Origin of the sequence: Reyranella sp. (assembly GCF_030651995.1) — a bacterium.
In the GTDB taxonomy this organism is placed as follows: Bacteria; Pseudomonadota; Alphaproteobacteria; order Reyranellales; family Reyranellaceae; genus Reyranella.
The window spans coordinates 58,077-74,148 of record NZ_JAUSBN010000026.1; the positions used below are offsets into that span (position 1 = coordinate 58,077).

14 protein-coding genes are annotated in these 16,072 nt (G+C 64.9%); 8 read left to right on the forward strand and 6 right to left on the reverse strand.

All coding sequences use genetic code 11. The annotated features are described in order from the left end of the window. Positions 1-68 precede the first annotated feature (68 nt). The 3 genes from Q7V45_RS07365 to Q7V45_RS07375 all read right to left on the reverse strand — a co-directional run bounded on the left by Q7V45_RS07365 (position 69) and on the right by Q7V45_RS07375 (position 4,291). Positions 69-2,021, reverse strand: coding sequence for an alkyl/aryl-sulfatase (locus Q7V45_RS07365; protein ID WP_304849360.1), 1,953 nt, complete (start codon positions 2,019-2,021; stop codon positions 69-71). 5 nt (positions 2,022-2,026) lie between these two features. Beyond that, positions 2,027-3,004, reverse strand: coding sequence for a tripartite tricarboxylate transporter substrate binding protein (locus Q7V45_RS07370; RefSeq protein WP_304849363.1), 978 nt, complete (start codon positions 3,002-3,004; stop codon positions 2,027-2,029). 93 nt (positions 3,005-3,097) lie between these two features. Then, entirely contained in the window at positions 3,098-4,291 is a 1,194-nt protein-coding gene (locus Q7V45_RS07375) for an MFS transporter (protein ID WP_304849367.1), read from the reverse strand. Positions 4,292-4,440: 149 nt separating this feature from the next. Here Q7V45_RS07375 and Q7V45_RS07380 point away from each other — a divergent pair, with 149 nt between their 5' ends. The 7 genes from Q7V45_RS07380 (at position 4,441) to Q7V45_RS07410 (ending at position 12,183) form a co-directional block, all read left to right on the forward strand. Further along, positions 4,441-5,169 carry a helix-turn-helix domain-containing protein gene (locus Q7V45_RS07380; RefSeq protein WP_304849370.1) on the forward strand — a complete coding sequence of 243 codons (729 nt, stop codon included), beginning with the start codon at positions 4,441-4,443 and terminating at the stop codon, positions 5,167-5,169. Between the two features lie 182 nt (positions 5,170-5,351). After that, positions 5,352-5,603: a helix-turn-helix domain-containing protein gene (locus Q7V45_RS07385; RefSeq protein WP_304849373.1), complete on the forward strand. Its 252-nt coding sequence runs from the start codon at positions 5,352-5,354 to the stop codon at positions 5,601-5,603. Beyond that, entirely contained in the window at positions 5,603-6,943 is a 1,341-nt protein-coding gene (locus Q7V45_RS07390; protein WP_304849376.1) for a type II toxin-antitoxin system HipA family toxin, read from the forward strand. Before Q7V45_RS07385 ends, Q7V45_RS07390 begins: the two co-directional genes overlap by 1 nt. A gap of 314 nt (positions 6,944-7,257) precedes the next feature. Then, the gene (locus tag Q7V45_RS07395; protein ID WP_370692564.1) at positions 7,258-9,072 is read left to right on the forward strand and encodes an FAD-dependent oxidoreductase; all 1,815 of its coding nucleotides are present in this window, start codon (positions 7,258-7,260) and stop codon (positions 9,070-9,072) included. Further along, complete coding sequence (locus tag Q7V45_RS07400) at positions 9,057-10,901, forward strand: 2-oxoacid:acceptor oxidoreductase subunit alpha (protein WP_304849382.1); 1,845 nt, start codon at positions 9,057-9,059, stop codon at positions 10,899-10,901. The genes Q7V45_RS07395 and Q7V45_RS07400 overlap by 16 nt, the downstream gene beginning before the upstream one ends. Next, entirely contained in the window at positions 10,898-11,953 is a 1,056-nt protein-coding gene (locus Q7V45_RS07405) for a 2-oxoacid:ferredoxin oxidoreductase subunit beta (RefSeq protein ID WP_304849385.1), read from the forward strand. The genes Q7V45_RS07400 and Q7V45_RS07405 overlap by 4 nt, the downstream gene beginning before the upstream one ends. A 20-nt stretch (positions 11,954-11,973) precedes the next feature. Beyond that, positions 11,974-12,183, forward strand: coding sequence for a hypothetical protein (locus tag Q7V45_RS07410; RefSeq protein ID WP_304849389.1), 210 nt, complete (start codon positions 11,974-11,976; stop codon positions 12,181-12,183). Here Q7V45_RS07410 and Q7V45_RS07415 read toward each other — a convergent pair. Together Q7V45_RS07415 and Q7V45_RS07420 are read right to left on the reverse strand one after the other, a co-directional pair. After that, entirely contained in the window at positions 12,180-12,665 is a 486-nt protein-coding gene (locus tag Q7V45_RS07415) for a cupin domain-containing protein (RefSeq protein ID WP_304849392.1), read from the reverse strand. The two genes, Q7V45_RS07410 and Q7V45_RS07415, sit on opposite strands and share 4 nt — an antisense overlap. Continuing rightward, positions 12,662-13,327 (reverse strand): helix-turn-helix domain-containing protein, encoded by a 666-nt coding sequence (locus Q7V45_RS07420; RefSeq protein WP_304849395.1) that lies wholly within the window; start codon positions 13,325-13,327, stop codon positions 12,662-12,664. The genes Q7V45_RS07415 and Q7V45_RS07420 overlap by 4 nt, the downstream gene beginning before the upstream one ends. An 83-nt stretch (positions 13,328-13,410) precedes the next feature. Here Q7V45_RS07420 and Q7V45_RS07425 point away from each other — a divergent pair, with 83 nt between their 5' ends. Further along, positions 13,411-14,340, forward strand: a complete 930-nt coding sequence (locus tag Q7V45_RS07425; protein ID WP_304849398.1) for a hypothetical protein — start codon at positions 13,411-13,413, stop codon at positions 14,338-14,340. On the opposite strand, the gene Q7V45_RS07430 is transcribed toward Q7V45_RS07425, so the two are convergent. Further along, a complete protein-coding gene (locus Q7V45_RS07430) occupies positions 14,323-16,038 on the reverse strand; it encodes an ABC transporter ATP-binding protein/permease (RefSeq protein ID WP_304849402.1) in 1,716 nt (571 codons plus the stop codon). The genes Q7V45_RS07425 and Q7V45_RS07430 overlap by 18 nt on opposite strands. Positions 16,039-16,072: the final 34 nt, after the last annotated feature.

Below are 16,072 nucleotides of genomic sequence, written 5' to 3' on the forward strand. Positions count from 1 at the left end.
CTGCACGCTGCACGCGTTTTCTTGAACGCATCACAGGCTCCGCGGGAGGTTCTGTCAAGGGTTTCGCGCTACCGGCCCTCTCCTGGCGTGAGAATCTCGAACATCATGCCAGCCGGCGGATCCATCATCGCGAACAGCGCAGCGAGCTTCGGGATCTCGCCTTCGAGCTTCAACGCACCGCTCGCCAGTGCGTCGGGAATGGTGAGCTTGCGCATGACGATCTGGTCCATCGTGGCGCGCGTCGTCGTCACCGACACATCGGCGTTCGCCGCTGTCTCGCCCATGCGATGCGTGAGCGTGCAGTGCTTCAGCGTCAGCACCAGCGTCTCGTTGCGGTCGGTGAAGCGCCAGTTGACGACCAGCGACTGTCCGGCCGCCTTCTTCGCATCGAGGCGAATGGCCATCAGGTCGAAGAAGACGTCACTGGTGAGACCGGCCAGCGTGTCGGCGCCCATGCCGGGCCGCACCGGCATCTGGAAGACGCCATGGCGCAGTTCCTGCGCGCCATAGAGGAAGGCGTTGCGCCAGGTGGCCGACTCCGCCTGGTAGCCCATCTGCTCCAGCGCATCGGCGCAGAGCGCGCGGGCCTCCTTGTTCTCCGGCTCGGCGTAGACGACTTCCTTCATGACCTGCGCCACCCAACGGAACTCGCCCTTGGCGAAGTCGGCGCGCGCGCGCTCGATGACCGCGGCGGCACCGCCCATGTACTCGACGAACTTCCGCGCCGCCGGCGCCGGCGGCAGCGGGTGCAGGTTGCAGGGATTGGCGTCGTACCAGGACAGATAGCGTTGATAGACCGCCTTCACATTGTGGCTCACCGACCCGTAGTAGCCGCGCACGGCCCAGCGTTCGGCGAGACCCGGCGGCAGGTCGATCGCCTCGGCGATCTCGGCCGGGCGCCAGCCGCGATTCATGTAGCGCAGCGTCTGGTCGTGGATGTGCTTGTAGAGGTCGCGCTGCGCCTCGAGATAGTCGATGATCTTGGCGTTGTCCCAGGTCGGCCAGTGATGCTGGCCGATCAGCACCTTCGTCTTCGGCCCGTACATCGCGATGGCGTCGCCGATATACTTGGCCCAGATGCGCGGATCGCGCGCCACGGCGCCGCGCAGGGGAATGAAGTTGTGCAGGAGCGGACAGGCGTTCTCCGCCATGTTGAGCACGCCGAGCTGCGGATAGAACATGTGCATCTCGGCCGGCGCCTCGGTCTCCGGCGCCAGCTGGAAGACGATCTCGATGCCGTCGATCACATGCGTCTCGACCGGCTTCGCCATCGACTGCGTCGGCGCGATCAGGCCCGGCGTGCCGCGCGCGACACTCTTGCCGAGGCCGGCATCGACCTGCCCGCGCGCGCCGCGCGGCAGCATCGTACCGAACTGGAACTGGGCGCGCCGCGACATCGGCGCCCCCGCCAGCACGTTCTCACCCGAGATGGCTTCCATGAATCCGGCCGGCGCGATCACCTTCACCTTGCCAGCCTTCACATCGACCTCGTCGACGATGCCGCGCACGCCGCCATAGTGATCGATATGGCTGTGGGTGTAGATCACCGCGACCACGGGCTTTCGCGGCCGGTGCGCGTAGTAGAGGTCGAGGGCGGCGCGCGAGACCTCGGCGGTGGTCAGCGGATCGATCAGGATCAGCCCGCTGTCGCCCTCGATCACCGTCATGTTGGCGATGTCGAAGCCGCGCAGCTGGTAGAGCCGGTCGGTGACCTTGAAGAGCCCGTTGGCGAGGTTGAGGCGCGCCATACGCCACAGGCTGGGATTGACCGTATCGGGCGCCAGCTCGCCGTCGATGAAGGCATACTCGCCCAGGTTCCACAGGACCGTGCCACCGCCGGTGCGCACGATCCCGTCGGGCACGGTCGCAACCAGACCGCGCTTCGCGGCCTCGAAGTCGGCCGTGTCGGCGAAAGGCAGATGCGCCGCCATCGCCGCATTGGCGGCTTTCGTTGCAGGTTCGGCGTCGCGCGCGGCGTCGAGATGGGAGGAAGGAACGGGAACGGCCGAAGCGGACGCCATGATTGCTAGCCCTCGACCTTGATGTTGTTTTCCTTGACGACCTTGGTCCAGCGTTCGGTCTCGAACTTGACCCGGTCGACATAGGCCTGCGGCGTGCTGCCCGTCGTGAAGAAGCCGAGTTCGGCGAACCGCTTCTTCACCGTCGGGTCCTTGAGCGTCTCGAGGCAGAGCGCGTTCAGCCTCTCGACGATCGGCGCCGGCAGGCCGGCCGGACCCACGAGACCGAAGAAGGCCGCGCTCTCGAGGTCCTTCATGCCGAGTTCGGCAACGGTCGGAACGTCGGGGCAGACCGTCGAGCGCTCGGGCGACGCGACGGCGATCCCGGTCAGGCGGCCGGCCGCCACGTGCGTGCCGGTCGGCAGCACGACGTCGATCATGATCGGCAGGTGGCCGCCCATCACGTCGCGCAGCGCATCGGCCGCGCCCTTGTAGCTGACGCTCTCGAGATTGAGCTTGTTGCGGGTGCGGAACAGCTCTCCCCAGAGGTGCGGCTGGTTGCCCATGCCCGAGGTGGCATAGCGCACGCGCTGGGGCTGCTTGTTCACGAATTCGGCGAACTCCGCGTAGTTCTTCGCCGGCAACGCCTTGCCGTCGATCGCCAGGAGGTCGGGGATGTCGACCAGGGTCGAGATCATCTGGAAATCCTTGAGCGGATCGAACGGCTGCTTGAGGCCGAGTGCGACGTTGGTCGCCATCGTCGCCGCACCCAGGAGCAGCGTGTTGCCGTCGGGTTTGGCCTTGGCCACCACGTCCATCCCGATGATGGTGTTGCCGCCGCCCTTGTTCTCGACGATCACCTGCTGGCCGAGCTTGCCCGACAGTTTCTCGGCAACGATCCGGGCAGCCGTGTCGGTCGAACCGCCGGCACCATAAGGGACGACCAGCCTGATCGGCTGACTGGGCCAAGCCTGCGCCCGCACAGAGGAGGCTCCGACGATCGTCAAGCCTGCCGCACCCGCCAGCACACCGCGTCTCTTGATCATGATCCTGCCCTGACTGTTTCGTTTGGAGGCAGGATCGCAAACGCGCGACGGCGGCGCAATGCGGGCGCGACCGTCGTTCTGCAGGGAAAGGTGCTATTCGGCCGGCTTCGGCGCCGCGGAAGCGGCATGCACGTCGCGTTCGCTGGGCAGCATCGACAGAGCGAGGAACGAACAGAAGGCCACGCCCGCCAGCACCGACAGCAACACCGGAAAGCCCGCATCCTTCACCGCCGGGCCGATCAGCGCCACAACGAAGGAGCTGACGCCGAAGCCGATCGCCAGTCGGACACCGGTGACGCGGCTGCGCATGCGGTCGTCAATGTAGCGGACGATCATGGCGTCGGTGAACGGTATGGCGCCGAACACCAGCAGCATGAAGGCGATCGCCGTGAAGAACAGCGCCCAGCCCTCGACCTGCGAGGCGAGCAGGAACAGCGGCACCTGCAGGAAAACGATCGGCAGGTAGATGTTCTTCAGTGGATAGCGATCGATCATCTTGCCGACCACGAGCTGGGCGAGCGAGGCCAGCGCGAAGATGACGAACAGCATCGTGGCCAGCATAGCCGGATCCTGCGCGATGGCCTTGGCGCGATTGGCCAGCAGCTCGCCGTTTCCGTTGGTCGTGAAGTTGAAGATGATGCTGCCGGTCACCGCCGTGAAGGTCATGATGGCGAACACGCGCGCCATGACCGACGGCGGCAGGTCGAGCATCTTGGCCTTGCGCTTCGCCGGCGCCTCTTCCTCGCGCGGCACAAGGACTACGAACGCGACGGCGCAGATCAGGCAGATGACGCCGGGAATGATGAAGGCCGCCTGCCAGCCGAAGCGCTGAGCGATGTAGACCGAGAGACCGGCGGCGATGGCGATGCCCATGTTGCCGGCCAGGCCATTTACGCCGATCGTGAAGCCTGGGTTCCTGGCCTTCTGGACAAGCATCGGGATGCCGACCGGGTGATAGATCGACGCGAAGGCGCCCATCAGGGTCAGCGCGGCGCCGATCTGCCACTTGTTGCTGCAGAGCGCGATGATCAGCGCCGAGACGCCCATGCCGACGAAGAAGATCACCATCATGATCCAGCGGCCCCAATGGTCGCCGAGGCGGCCGCTGACGATCGAGCCCGCGCCGAACATGAAGAGCGCGCCGTAGTTGAACGGCGTCAGCTCGGTCCACTCGACGCCCCAGACGCCGGCGATCACTCCCCAGGAATAGGCGAAGACCACGAGGATCCAGTGATCCATGGCGTGGCCGATGTTGAGCAGGATCGAGGTGGGACTGCCGTGGCTCATCTTGTCGTTCCTCCAGGGTGGTCGAGACTAGGCTTGGTCGGCCTGTCTGGCTTGCGCTATGTTGCCAACAAATGTCGTCAAACGGCCAAGCCCTGATTCGGTCGACCAACCCCGAGGACTATCAACAAGTCCCCCGGGCGGTTGCGGCCATGCCCAAGGACTTCGCCGACGGTTTCGAGATCGCGCCGCACCGTCATCGCCGCGCCCAGCTCATCTACGCGACCGCGGGTACGATGCGCATATTCACGGACCAGGCCGTCTGGGTGGTGCCGCCCCAGCGCGCCCTTTGGGTGCCGCCCGGCATCCACCATTCGATCGTGATGTCCGGCGATGTGACGATGCGCACGCTCTATCTGCGCCAGGATGCAGCGGCGGGAATGCCGGATGTGTGCCGCGTTTTGCATATATCTTCCCTGCTGCGCGAACTGATCGTGCGCGCGACCGAAATGCCGGTGGACTATGACGAGCGCGGCGCGGCCGGCCATGTCGTGGCGCTGATCCTCGACGAACTGCACCGCGAACCATCGCTGCCGCTGCACCTGCCGATGCCACGCGACAAGCGCCTGCATCGCCTCTGTTCGGCCCTGCTTGCCCATCCGGGCGACCAGCGCACCCTGGAAGAATGGGCGGGTTGGGCGAATGCGAGCGCCCGAACGCTGGCGCGCCTGTTCGTGACGGAGACGGGTCTCACCTTCGGCGCCTGGCGCCAGCAGGCACGCGTGCTCGACGCGATGGGCCGACTGGGCGGCGGCCAGGCCGTCACCGAGGTCGCCCTCGAACTCGGCTACGAAAGCGTGAGCGCCTTCAGCGCCATGTTCCGGCGCGCTTCGGGTGCTTCACCCAGTGCCTACCGGCCAAGCCGCGTGGGGAACCTCTGAACGAGCTTCGTTGCCCGGTCTGGATAACCCTGAAGCTTGAGTAATTTCCCGTAGATTGAGGCTTATGCTTGATTCGGCATATTCATGTTTTATATCAATTTTCGCATAATATGGATTATTACAAAAATAGCATATTTCCATTTTATGCGATTTTGAACATATTGAGCGACGGGAGATCAATCATGCCGTTTATCGCTCGCTCACCCAAGCAGTTGGGGAATGTCATTCAACGCACCCGCAAGCAGCTTGGCTTTACGCAGACCCAACTCGCCAATATTGCCGGTTTGCGTCAGGAAAAAGTGTCCATAATCGAAAACGGTCAAGATGGCGCGAAGCTCTCGACGATCTTCGCGCTACTCGCCGCACTCAACCTCGAAATTACTGTTGGGGAAAGGTCCGGCAAGCTCGCCAAAGGCATCGAGGACATATTCTGATGAGCCGGCGCAAAACACATACGCCACTCAATGTGCTGATAAATAATCGCCTCGTGGGTTGCCTGCGGAAAGAGGCTAGTGGGGCGATCCTGTTCCAATACGACCAAAGCTGGCTCGATTGGGAGCCCAGCTTTGCTATCTCGCTTTCGCTCCCCATGCGGGAGACGGCCTATACTGGCGCGCTGGTGATAGCGGTGTTCGACAATCTGCTCCCCGACAACCCGAACGTCCGCAAGCGCATCGCCGAGCGCATCGGCGCTCAAGGAACCGATTACTACAGCCTGCTCGAAAGCATCGGACGCGATTGCGTCGGTGCGATGCAATTCTTGCCCGATGGCGAGCCGTTCGACACTAAGCCTCGTGTGACGGGTGAGCCCGTGGCCGACAATGAAATAGAGCGCATTCTCGCCAACCTTGCACAGGCTCCGCTCGGCATCGAACCCGATCAGGAATTCCGGATTTCCGTGGCAGGGGCACAGGAAAAGACCGCGCTGCTGTTCCACGAGGACCAATGGATGCGTCCCTTTGGTGGGACGCCGACCACCCATATTCTAAAGCCTCAGCTCGGTCAGATTCCCACCGCCTTTGGCATGATCGACATGGAGGCTAGCGTCGACAACGAGCATTACTGCCTGGAGTTGATGCACGCGCTCGGCCTTGATGTAGCGAAAACAGCAATCGTCACGTTCGGGAAACGCCGCGTGTTGGTGGTCGAGCGTTTCGACCGGCTCCGGCGCAGCCGGGGGCAACTGTTGCGCCTTCCGCAGGAGGATTTCTGTCAGGCCATAGGCATCCCTTCGGCCCAGAAATATCAGAACATGGGTGGTCCCAGCATCGTTGACGGCCTCAAACTGCTGCAAAGCGCTGACGAGCCGCTGAAAGATCAAGCCGCCTTCTTCAAGGCCCAGATCATCAACTGGCTGATTGGCGCAATGGACGGGCATGGAAAGAATTTCAGCATCTTCCTCCGACCCGAGGGCAGGTACGGGCTCACCCCCTTCTATGACGTGCTATCGGCGCAGCCAGCCTTGGATCGGAAGCAGATACCACGGAACAAATTCAAGCTGGCCATGTCGGTTGGCAAGAGCCGAAAATATGAAATCCTCAATATCGTCGGAAGACATTTCATTGAGACTGGCAAAAAGGCTGGCCTTGGCAAGACGATCATGGGGCAGGTCGTGAGCGAGCTTCTGGAGCAGGCTGACAAGGCATCCGAAGAGACCGTTGCAAAAATGCCCGCGGACTTCGCCGGTGAAATCCACGAAAGCATATCCGCCGCAATGACAGAGAGATTGCACGTGCTGGAGGCGACTTTCGAGAAGGCGTTGGCGTCCGCGTAAGCCCGCTGCAACGACAAGCCTGCGGCTCCCGATGGATTCCGCTCATGACGGAGAGAGCAAACTTCAAATCCAGCCCTCGTCCCCGGCTTCGATGACATCACCATAGCGGCCACGGCTTGAGCGAGGGCACCAGCCGGCCCACCAAAACCCCTTTCTGCTGTGAGGAAATTTCGCACACGATTGCAAATGGTTAGCAAAGAAGAATGCTTGACGCTGGACGGTAATAATCCCCCAATGCGCCCCCCGTTTAGGGTAATCTAAACCGTCGTTTACCAATTTTGAGTCGCCGCTCCCGCCGCCGCCTGGAGTTTATGTTGAAGCCGACTGACATCGCCAATCCCGACTACTTTCATAAAGTCGTCGATTGCCAATGGGCCTGTCCTGCCCATACCCCCGTTCCCGAGTACATCAGGCTGATCGCGCACGGACGCTATTCTGATGCGTACATGATCAACTGGAAGTCCAACGTCTTCCCGGGAATCCTGGGTCGGACCTGCGACCGTCCCTGCGAGCCGGCCTGCCGGCGCAGCCGCGTCGAGGACGAGACACTGGTGAAGGGCAAGAAGGAGCCGGTCGCGATCTGCCGCCTGAAGCGCGTCGCCGCCGACTACAAGGACGACGACGACATCAATTCCAAGATGCCCAAGGCGCCGGAGAAGAACGGCAGGCGCGTGGCCTGCATCGGCGGCGGCCCCTCCTCGCTCACCGTGGCCCGCGACCTCGCGGTGCTGGGCTACGAGATCGTCATCTACGATCAGGATCCCAAGCTGGGCGGCTTCATCCGCACGCAGATCCCGCACTTCCGTCTCCCTGAGTCGGTGATCGACGAGGAAGTCGGCTACATCACCGGCATCGGCAACGTCGAATTCCGCCACCAGAGGGTGGACTCGCTGAAGGCCGTGCTGGCCGAAGGCTATGACGCGGTGTTCGTCGGCTCAGGCGCGCCGCGCGGCCGCGACCTCGACGTGCCGGGCCGCAAGGAAGCCGCAGCCAACATCCATATCGGCCTCGACTGGCTGTCGTCGGTCTCGTTCGGCCACATCGACAAGGTCGGCAAGCGCGTGATCGTGCTGGGCGGCGGCAACACGGCGATGGACTGCTGCCGTACCGCGCGCCGCCTCGGCGGCGAGGACGTGAAGGTCATCGTCCGCTCCGGCTTCGACGAGATGAAGGCGTCGCCCTGGGAGAAGGAAGACGCGATCGGCGAGGACATTCCCATCCTCAACATGCTCGTCCCCAAGGAAGTCCGTCACGAGGGCGGCAAGATCAAGGGCGTGCTGTTCGAGAAGGTGGTCGCCAAGTACGACGACAAGGGCCGCCGCTCGCTGGTGCCGTCGGGCGAGCCCGACGAGTTCCACGAGTGCGACGACGTCCTGGTCGCGATCGGCCAGGAGAACGCCTTCCCGTGGATCGAGATGGATGCCGGCGTCGAGTTCGACAAGTGGGGCCTGCCCCAGCTCAACGAGAAGACCTTCGCCAGCACGCATCCGAAGGTGTTCTTCGGCGGCGACGCGGCGTTCGGCCCGAAGAACATCATCTGGGCGGCTGCGCACGGCCACGAGGCGGCGACCTCCATCCACAAGATGCTGATCGGCGAGAACCCCGAGGAGCGGCCGGCGCCCGGCGTCAACGTCGCCAGTCAGAAGATGGGCATCCACGAGTGGAGCTACGACAACGCCCCCACCATCGACCATCGCCTCAAGGTCCCGCATCGCCCCAAGCATGAGGCGCTGAAGGACATCATGGCCGAGGTCGAGCTGGGCTTCGATCCGCAGCTCGCCTTCAAGGAGGCGCAGCGTTGCCTCAACTGCGACGTCCAGACGGTATTCACCGGCCAGCTCTGCATCGAATGCGATGCCTGCGTCGACATCTGCCCGATGGACTGCATCACCTTCACCGAGAACGGTGAGGAGAAAGAACTTCGCACGCGCCTGATGGCGCCGGCGATGAACCCGACGCAGGACCTCTATGTCGGCGACGGCCTCAAGACCCAGCGGGTCATGGTCAAGGACGAGGATGTCTGCCTGCACTGCGGGCTGTGCGCCGAACGCTGCCCCACCGGCGCATGGGACATGCGCAAGTATTACATCGAAATGACACACGCGGAGCACGCATGCCGCAAGCAATAGCCGCCGTTAACGATTTCGTCGTCAAGTTCGCGAACGTCAACGGATCCGGATCGGCCTCGGCCAACGAACTCTTCGCCCGGTCGATCCTGCGCATGGGCGTGCCCGTCAGCCCGCGCAACATCTTCCCCTCGAACATCCAGGGCCTGCCGACCTGGTATGAGGTGCGCGTCACCGAGAAGGGTTATCTCGGGCGGCGCGGCGGCGTCGACATGATGGTCGCGATGAACCCGCAGACCTGGGCCGAGGACGTGAAGGAGATCACGCCCGGCGGCTACCTGTTCTACGATTCGACCAAGCCCATGCCCTCGTCGATGTTCCGTGAGGACATCAACGTGATCGGCGTGCCGCTGACGGCGATCACCAACGCCACCTACTCCGACGCCCGCCAGCGCCAGCTCTTCAAGAACATCATCTATGTCGGCGCGCTCTCGGTGCTGCTCGACATCGACGAGAAGGAGATCCAGCGGCTGTTCGGCGAGCAGTTCAAGGGCAAGGAAAAGCTCATCGACTCCAACGTGAAGGCGATGAATCTCGGCCGGGACTGGGTGAAGCAGCATGTCGACCCCGACCTGGTGAAACTCAAGGTGCGCCATGCCGACAATGTCGGCGACCGCATCTTCGTCGAGGGCAACAGCGCGGCCGCGCTCGGCGCCGTCTATGGCGGCGCCACGGTCTGCGCCTGGTATCCGATCACGCCCTCCTCGTCGCTCGCCGAGGCGTTCCAGAGCCATTGCAAGAAGTTCCGGCACGACAAGGAAACCGGCAAGGCCAAGTACGCCATCGTGCAGGCCGAGGACGAGCTCGCCTCGATCGGCATGGTGATCGGCGCCGCCTGGAACGGCGCGCGCTCCTTCACCGCCACGTCCGGCCCCGGCATCTCGCTGATGACCGAGTTCATCGGCCTCGCCTACTTCGCCGAGGTCCCGGCGGTGCTGGTGAACGTGCAGCGCGGCGGGCCCTCGACCGGCATGCCGACGCGCACGCAGCAGTCGGACCTGCTGGGCTGCGCCTACGCCTCCAACGGCGACACCAAACACGTGCTGCTGTTCCCCGAGGACCCGCGCGAGTGCTTCGAGTTCACCGCCGACGCGCTCGACCTCGCCGACCGGCTGCAGACCCCGGTGTTCGTCATGACCGATCTCGACATCGGCATGAACCACCGCCTGTGCAAGCCGTTCGCCTGGGACGAGAACCGCGTCCTCGACCGCGGCAAGGTGATGACCGCCGAGGACCTGGAGGCCGGCAAGACCTTCGGCCGCTATCTCGACGTCGACGGCGACGGCATCCCGTTCCGCACCTATCCGGGCACGCACCCGACCAAGGGCTCCTACTTCACGCGCGGCACCACCAAGGACGAGTTCGCGCGCTACTCCGAGGAAGGCCCGGTCTATGTGCGCAACATGGAGCGGCTGCAGAAGAAGTGGGAGACCGCGAAGAAGATCGCGCCGCAGCCGCTGCGCTATTCCTCGCCCAAGCCGACCCGCTTCGGCGTGATCTACTTCGGCTCGACTAGCCCGGCGATGGACGAGGCGCTCGACCATCTCGAGGCCGAGGGCCATCACGTCAACGCGCTGCGCGTGCGCTCCTTCCCCTTTGCGCAAAGTGTCGAGGATTTCATCCACGAGCACGACCGCGTCTTCATCGTCGAGCAGAACCGCGACGCGCAGCTGCGCACCATGCTGCTCAGCGAATACACGCTCGACGCGCGCAAGATCGTGCCCGTCCTGCACTATGACGGCACGCCGATCACCGCGCGCTTCATCGCGACCGACATCGCCACCAAGCTCGGTCAGTTCAAGGTTGTCTCGTTCGACAAGGCCGCGTCATGACCTACATCGCCAAGCCCCGTCTCCATCACCCCTCGCTGGTCAAGAACAAGGCGGGCTTCACCCGCCGCGACTACGAGGGCGCCGTCTCGACGCTCTGCGCCGGCTGCGGCCACGACTCGATCAGCGCCGCGATCATCCAGGCCTGCTACGAGCTCGACATCCTGCCGCACCAGGTCGCCAAGCTCTCGGGCATCGGCTGTTCGTCCAAGGCGCCGACCTACTTCGTGGGCGCGAGCCACGGCTTCAACACCGTACACGGCCGCATGCCCTCGGTGATGACCGGCGCCAACCTCGCCAACCGGGACCTGATCTACATGGGCGTGTCGGGCGACGGCGATTCCGCCTCGATCGGGCTCGGCCAGTTCGCCCACGTGATGCGGCGCGGCGTCAACATGACCTACATCGTCATGAACAACGGCGTGTACGGCCTGACCAAGGGCCAGTTCTCCGCCACCGCCGACAAGGGTTCGATCAGCAAGAAGGGCGTCGCCAACTCCGACTCCTCGATCGACATGGTGTCGCTCGCCATCCTGATGGGCGCCACCTTCGTCGGCCGCTCCTTCTCGGGCGACAAGCACCAGCTCGTGCCGCTGATCAAGGCGGCGATGGACCACAAGGGCGCAGCCTTCCTCGACGTCATCAGCCCGTGCGTCGCCTTCAACAACCATGCCGGCTCGACCAAGAGCTACGACTATGTGCGCGAGCACAACGAGGCGCTGAACCGCATCGACTTCATCGAGACCCGCGAGGAGATCACCACCTCCTACGATCCCGGGACCACGAAGATCGTGCAGCAGCATGACGGCTCTATCCTGCGCCTGCGCAAGCTGGGCGAGGACTACGATCCGTCCGACAAGGTCTCGGCGATGAAGCGCATCCAGGAAGGCATGCATGCCGGCGAGGTGGTGACCGGCCTGCTCTACGTCGATCCGACGCCGAGCGACCTGCACGCCAACCTCAACACGGTCGACGCGCCGCTCAACACGCTGAACGCCCCGGACCTCTGCCCGGGCACCTCGGCGCTCGACAAGATCAACGCGAGCCTGCGCTGATTCGCTGGCTGGCCGCCCTGATGGCGGCCCTCGCCGGCGCCTGTATCGGCGCCGGCGTGATGGCCATGGGGCTCGGCCTTCTCTTCATCGCAATCGGCGGCTCGTTCGAGGGCTCGGCCGCGATGGGCGGTGTCGCTGTCGGCCTGCCGCTGGGTGGCGTGCTGGGCTTCGGCCTCGGCGGTTGGCTGCTCCTTCGCTTCTGGAAGCCTGCACCGCGCACTGTCCCTTAAAGGTCGACGCGTTCCTCGGCGACCGTCTTGCGCTTTTCCATGTTGAAGCGGCCGGCATAGATCGGCCGTTCGCCGGTGGTCGGGCCGGGATACTGCACGATCAGGATCTCGCCGCCGGTCTCGGTCCTGAACTCGCCCTCGAAATGCGGGTCGGGATGATAGAGCATGGTGCCCGGCGGGCAGGTGCGCCCATCGATGAAGAAGTCGCCCTTCAGGATCAGCCAGACCTGCGCAAAGCCGTGATAGTGCTCGGGGTGATGAGCACCCGGTTCCAGCCGCAGGATCCCGGCATTCGGCTGCGTCGGATCTTCGGGTCGTGGATGGAACAGCATCTTGCCGGTCTCGCCGGGCCAGCGGATCGTCTCCCACTCGATCTCGTCGAGATGGCGCACCTGGTAGGGCTTGTGATCGCGGCGCGACGCCTCGCGCGTGGTGGCCAGGGCTGCGTTGGCCGCCGCCGTGTCGGGAACATGCTTGCTCATGGCTGGCTCTCCTCCTTCGGCTTTTCTTCCTTGAGTTTCGGCGACGAGAGCCGCCACCAGTCCGGCACCTCGGCCGCATCGGCGGGCTTTGCCACCGACATCAGCACCTGCGCCTGGCCACGTCCGGCATTCTCGGCGCGATGCGGCTGCTGCGAATCGATCAGGATGCCGTCACCCGCCTTCAGCCGGTACGTCGCGTCGCCGACATGGAACAGCACCTCGCCCGACAGCACGTAGCAATGCTCCTGGCCGGGATGGGAGACGGTCGCCTCCATGCCTTTGGCGCGCGGGAAGACCAGATGGAAGACCTCCATCCGATCGAGCGGTGCGCCGCCGCCGAGATGGCGCCAGCGGTAACCCGTCGCCGCCACCTCCTGCAGCCCGCCCTCGCCGCCCCGGTGCACGGCGACCATCGTCTTGGCGGGCGCCGCTTCGCTGGGGAAGAGTTCGTGCAACCCAAGCCCCAGCGCGTCGGCGAGCTGGATGAGGTTGGCGATCGAGGCCGCTGCCTGGCCACGCTCAAGCTTCGACAGGAAGCCCTCGGAAACCCCCGCCCGGCCGGCCACGTGCGACAGGGTAAGGCTCGCCCCGGTCCGCGCGGCCCGCAGGCGGCGGCCGATGTCGCGGGTGGTCTCGGCGATGCGCTCGGATGATCGGGTCATGGTCTTGTGATGAACCGGACTTTCACAGAAGGCAAGTTCTCTTTCTCTACTGGCACGCACAGGAATGGCGTAGGCTCTCTTCCATGGACGACACCGCGACAGGCTTCCGCCTTGGCGAGGCCGGTTTCTTCCCGTGGGGCACGCGCTTCGATGCCGTGGTCCGGGACTTCGAGGGAACGGGCTATGCAAGCCGGACCCTGTCCTGCGCCGAGGCCTATGGCTTCGCCACCTGCTCGGCGGAACCCTCCTCGCCGCGGCCCGATCGGCCGGTCCTGAGCGTGACCTACGAGTTGGCCGCCCCCGCCAGTCCCGCCAGGGACCTGTTCGCCCCGCTGGTCATGCGCCTCGGAGCCCCGCAGACGATCCAGCGCGACGAGCTTTCACCCCATGCAAGCTCGCCTGATCATGTAGTCCTCTACGCCAACTGGAAGACGGCCGAGGGCATCCCCATCGCCCTCTCGCTCTACGGCGCGCCGCGAGCCACCCGGTTCGGCGACAGCGCCGCCTCGCTCTACTTGAGCTGGGGCGATCTCGAAGCGGCCGCCGCGCCGTGGAGGGACCAGTGGCATGCCGCCAACGACGAGGTCGCGCGCGCAGCCCAGTCGCCCGGCAGGATCGAGCGGTTCAGCGTCGGGTACGACGTGCGGGCAAGCGACGCCCATGACCCGCTTCGTATCGCCAACCGCTGCCTGAGCGCGCCGGAGCTGCTCGATACGCCGCGGCCGATCGCGGGCGATCTGGGTGACAGGGGCTTCGCATTGTGGAGCGACGCGGCCGGCCGGCGCTGGCACCTCTCGACCTCCGCCTGCACGATCGTGCTGGGCGGACGGGAAACCTCCCTGGTCAGGGTCGCCAGTGTCGAACCGGCACGCGGCGGAGGCTTCTCCTCCATCGACATCGCCGGCTGGTGGGCGCGCGACGTCTGGGAGTCGCGCGCGATCGAGGAGGCCGTCCGCGCCCTCGAAGGCGTGCCCGGCCTCACGATCGAGCGCTCGTCAGGTTACGACGTTTAGAGTCCCGGTCTCGCCCGGCGCCCGCTTCAGGTCGAGACGAGTCTCGTGCCACTGGCGCAGCGACGGCCGGTGACCGATCGAGACGACCGTCGCCTGCGGCAGTCGCTCCTTCAGCACGCTATAGACCGCCGCCTCGTTGGCCTCGTCGAGCGAGGCCGTGGCCTCGTCGAGGAACAGCCAGTCGGGCTTGAAGACCAGCGCCCGCGCGATGGCCAGCCGCTGCTGCTCGCCGCCGGACAGGATGTTGCTCCAGTGCGCCTCCTCGTCGAGGCGCCCCGCGAGGTGGCCGAGCCGGGCCGCCTCCAGCGCCTGGACGACCTCGGCATCGTTCGCCGTGGAGTATTCGTCCGGGTACTTCACGGCGTCGCGCAAGGTGGCGATCGGGATGTAGGGTTTCTGCGGCAGGAACAGCACGCGCGCCCCGGCCGGGATCAGTACCCGCCCGTGCCCGAACGGCCAGATACCGGCCAGCGCGCGGAACAGCGTGCTCTTGCCCGAGCCGCTCGAACCGGAGATCAGCGTCCAGGCGCCCTTCGGCAGGGTGAGGTCCAGGTCCTTGAGCAGGGTCTGGCCGGTGGGCAAAGCGAGATCGAGCCCGCTCGTCCCGACGTCGGTGCGCCCGGCCTCGGCGCCGACCGTGATATTCTCGGGCGGCTTGTCCTCGATGGCGATCTGCAGTCCCTTCAGGCGATCCATCACGGCGCGCAGCTCGGCCACGTTGGTGTAGTTGTCGATGAAGAACGACAATGCCGACTGCACCTGCCCGAAGGCCTGCGCGGTCTGCATGACGACGCCCAGCGTGATCGCCCCGGCGAAGAAGCGCGGCGCGGTCACGATGTAGGGGAAGATGATCGCGAGCTGTCCGTAGCCGATCTGGTAGAAGACGAGCTGCATCTCGGTCACCAGCACGCGCCAGGCATTGTTGAAGACGTCCGTGAACTTTTCCTCGAGCACGGCGTTCTCGCGCGGCTCGCCGCGATAGAGCGCGATGCCCTCCGCATTCTCGCGTACCCGCATCAGGCCGAAGCGGAAGTTGGCCTCGTAGCGCTGCTGCAGGAAGTTGAGCGGGATCAGCCGGCGGCCGACCAGGTTGGCCAGCCAGGTGCCGAGGAAGGCATAAATCAGCGCGGCCCACACCATGTAGCCGGGGATCACCACGTCGAGGCCGATGAAGGCGAGCGACATCGGCCCCGAGAGCTGCCACAGGATGAACAGGAAGGACACCAGGGTCGCCACCGCGCTGATCAGGCCGAGCAGCAGGGTCATCGTGTAGAAGCCCAGCAGCCGCAGGTCCTCGGAAATGCGCTGGTCGGCGTTGTCGACCTTGCGCTCCAGCTCGATCCGGTAGTAGCCGCGCCCGTCGAGCCAGTGGGAGAGATAGTGACCCGTCAGCCACCGCCGCCACCGGAGGCGCAGATAGGGGCTGACCAACCCGCGCGCCACGCCGAAGGCGATGGCAAGCGCCGCGATCCAGCCGAAATTCACCATCTCGGTCCAGAACGCCGCCTCGTCCTTGTTCTGCAGGCTGTCATAGAAGCGCCGGTTCCATTCGCTGAAGGCGACGTTGACCGTCACGCTCGCCAGGGTGAGCCCGATCGCGCCCACCAGCAGGACGATGGCGATCCAGCGCTCCTCCGAGCGGAAATAGGGAACGACCAGCCGCCACCAGTCACCCAGGTAGGAACGCACGCTCTTCATGCAGGAAATCCTTTCGGGCGGCACACTGCCCAGA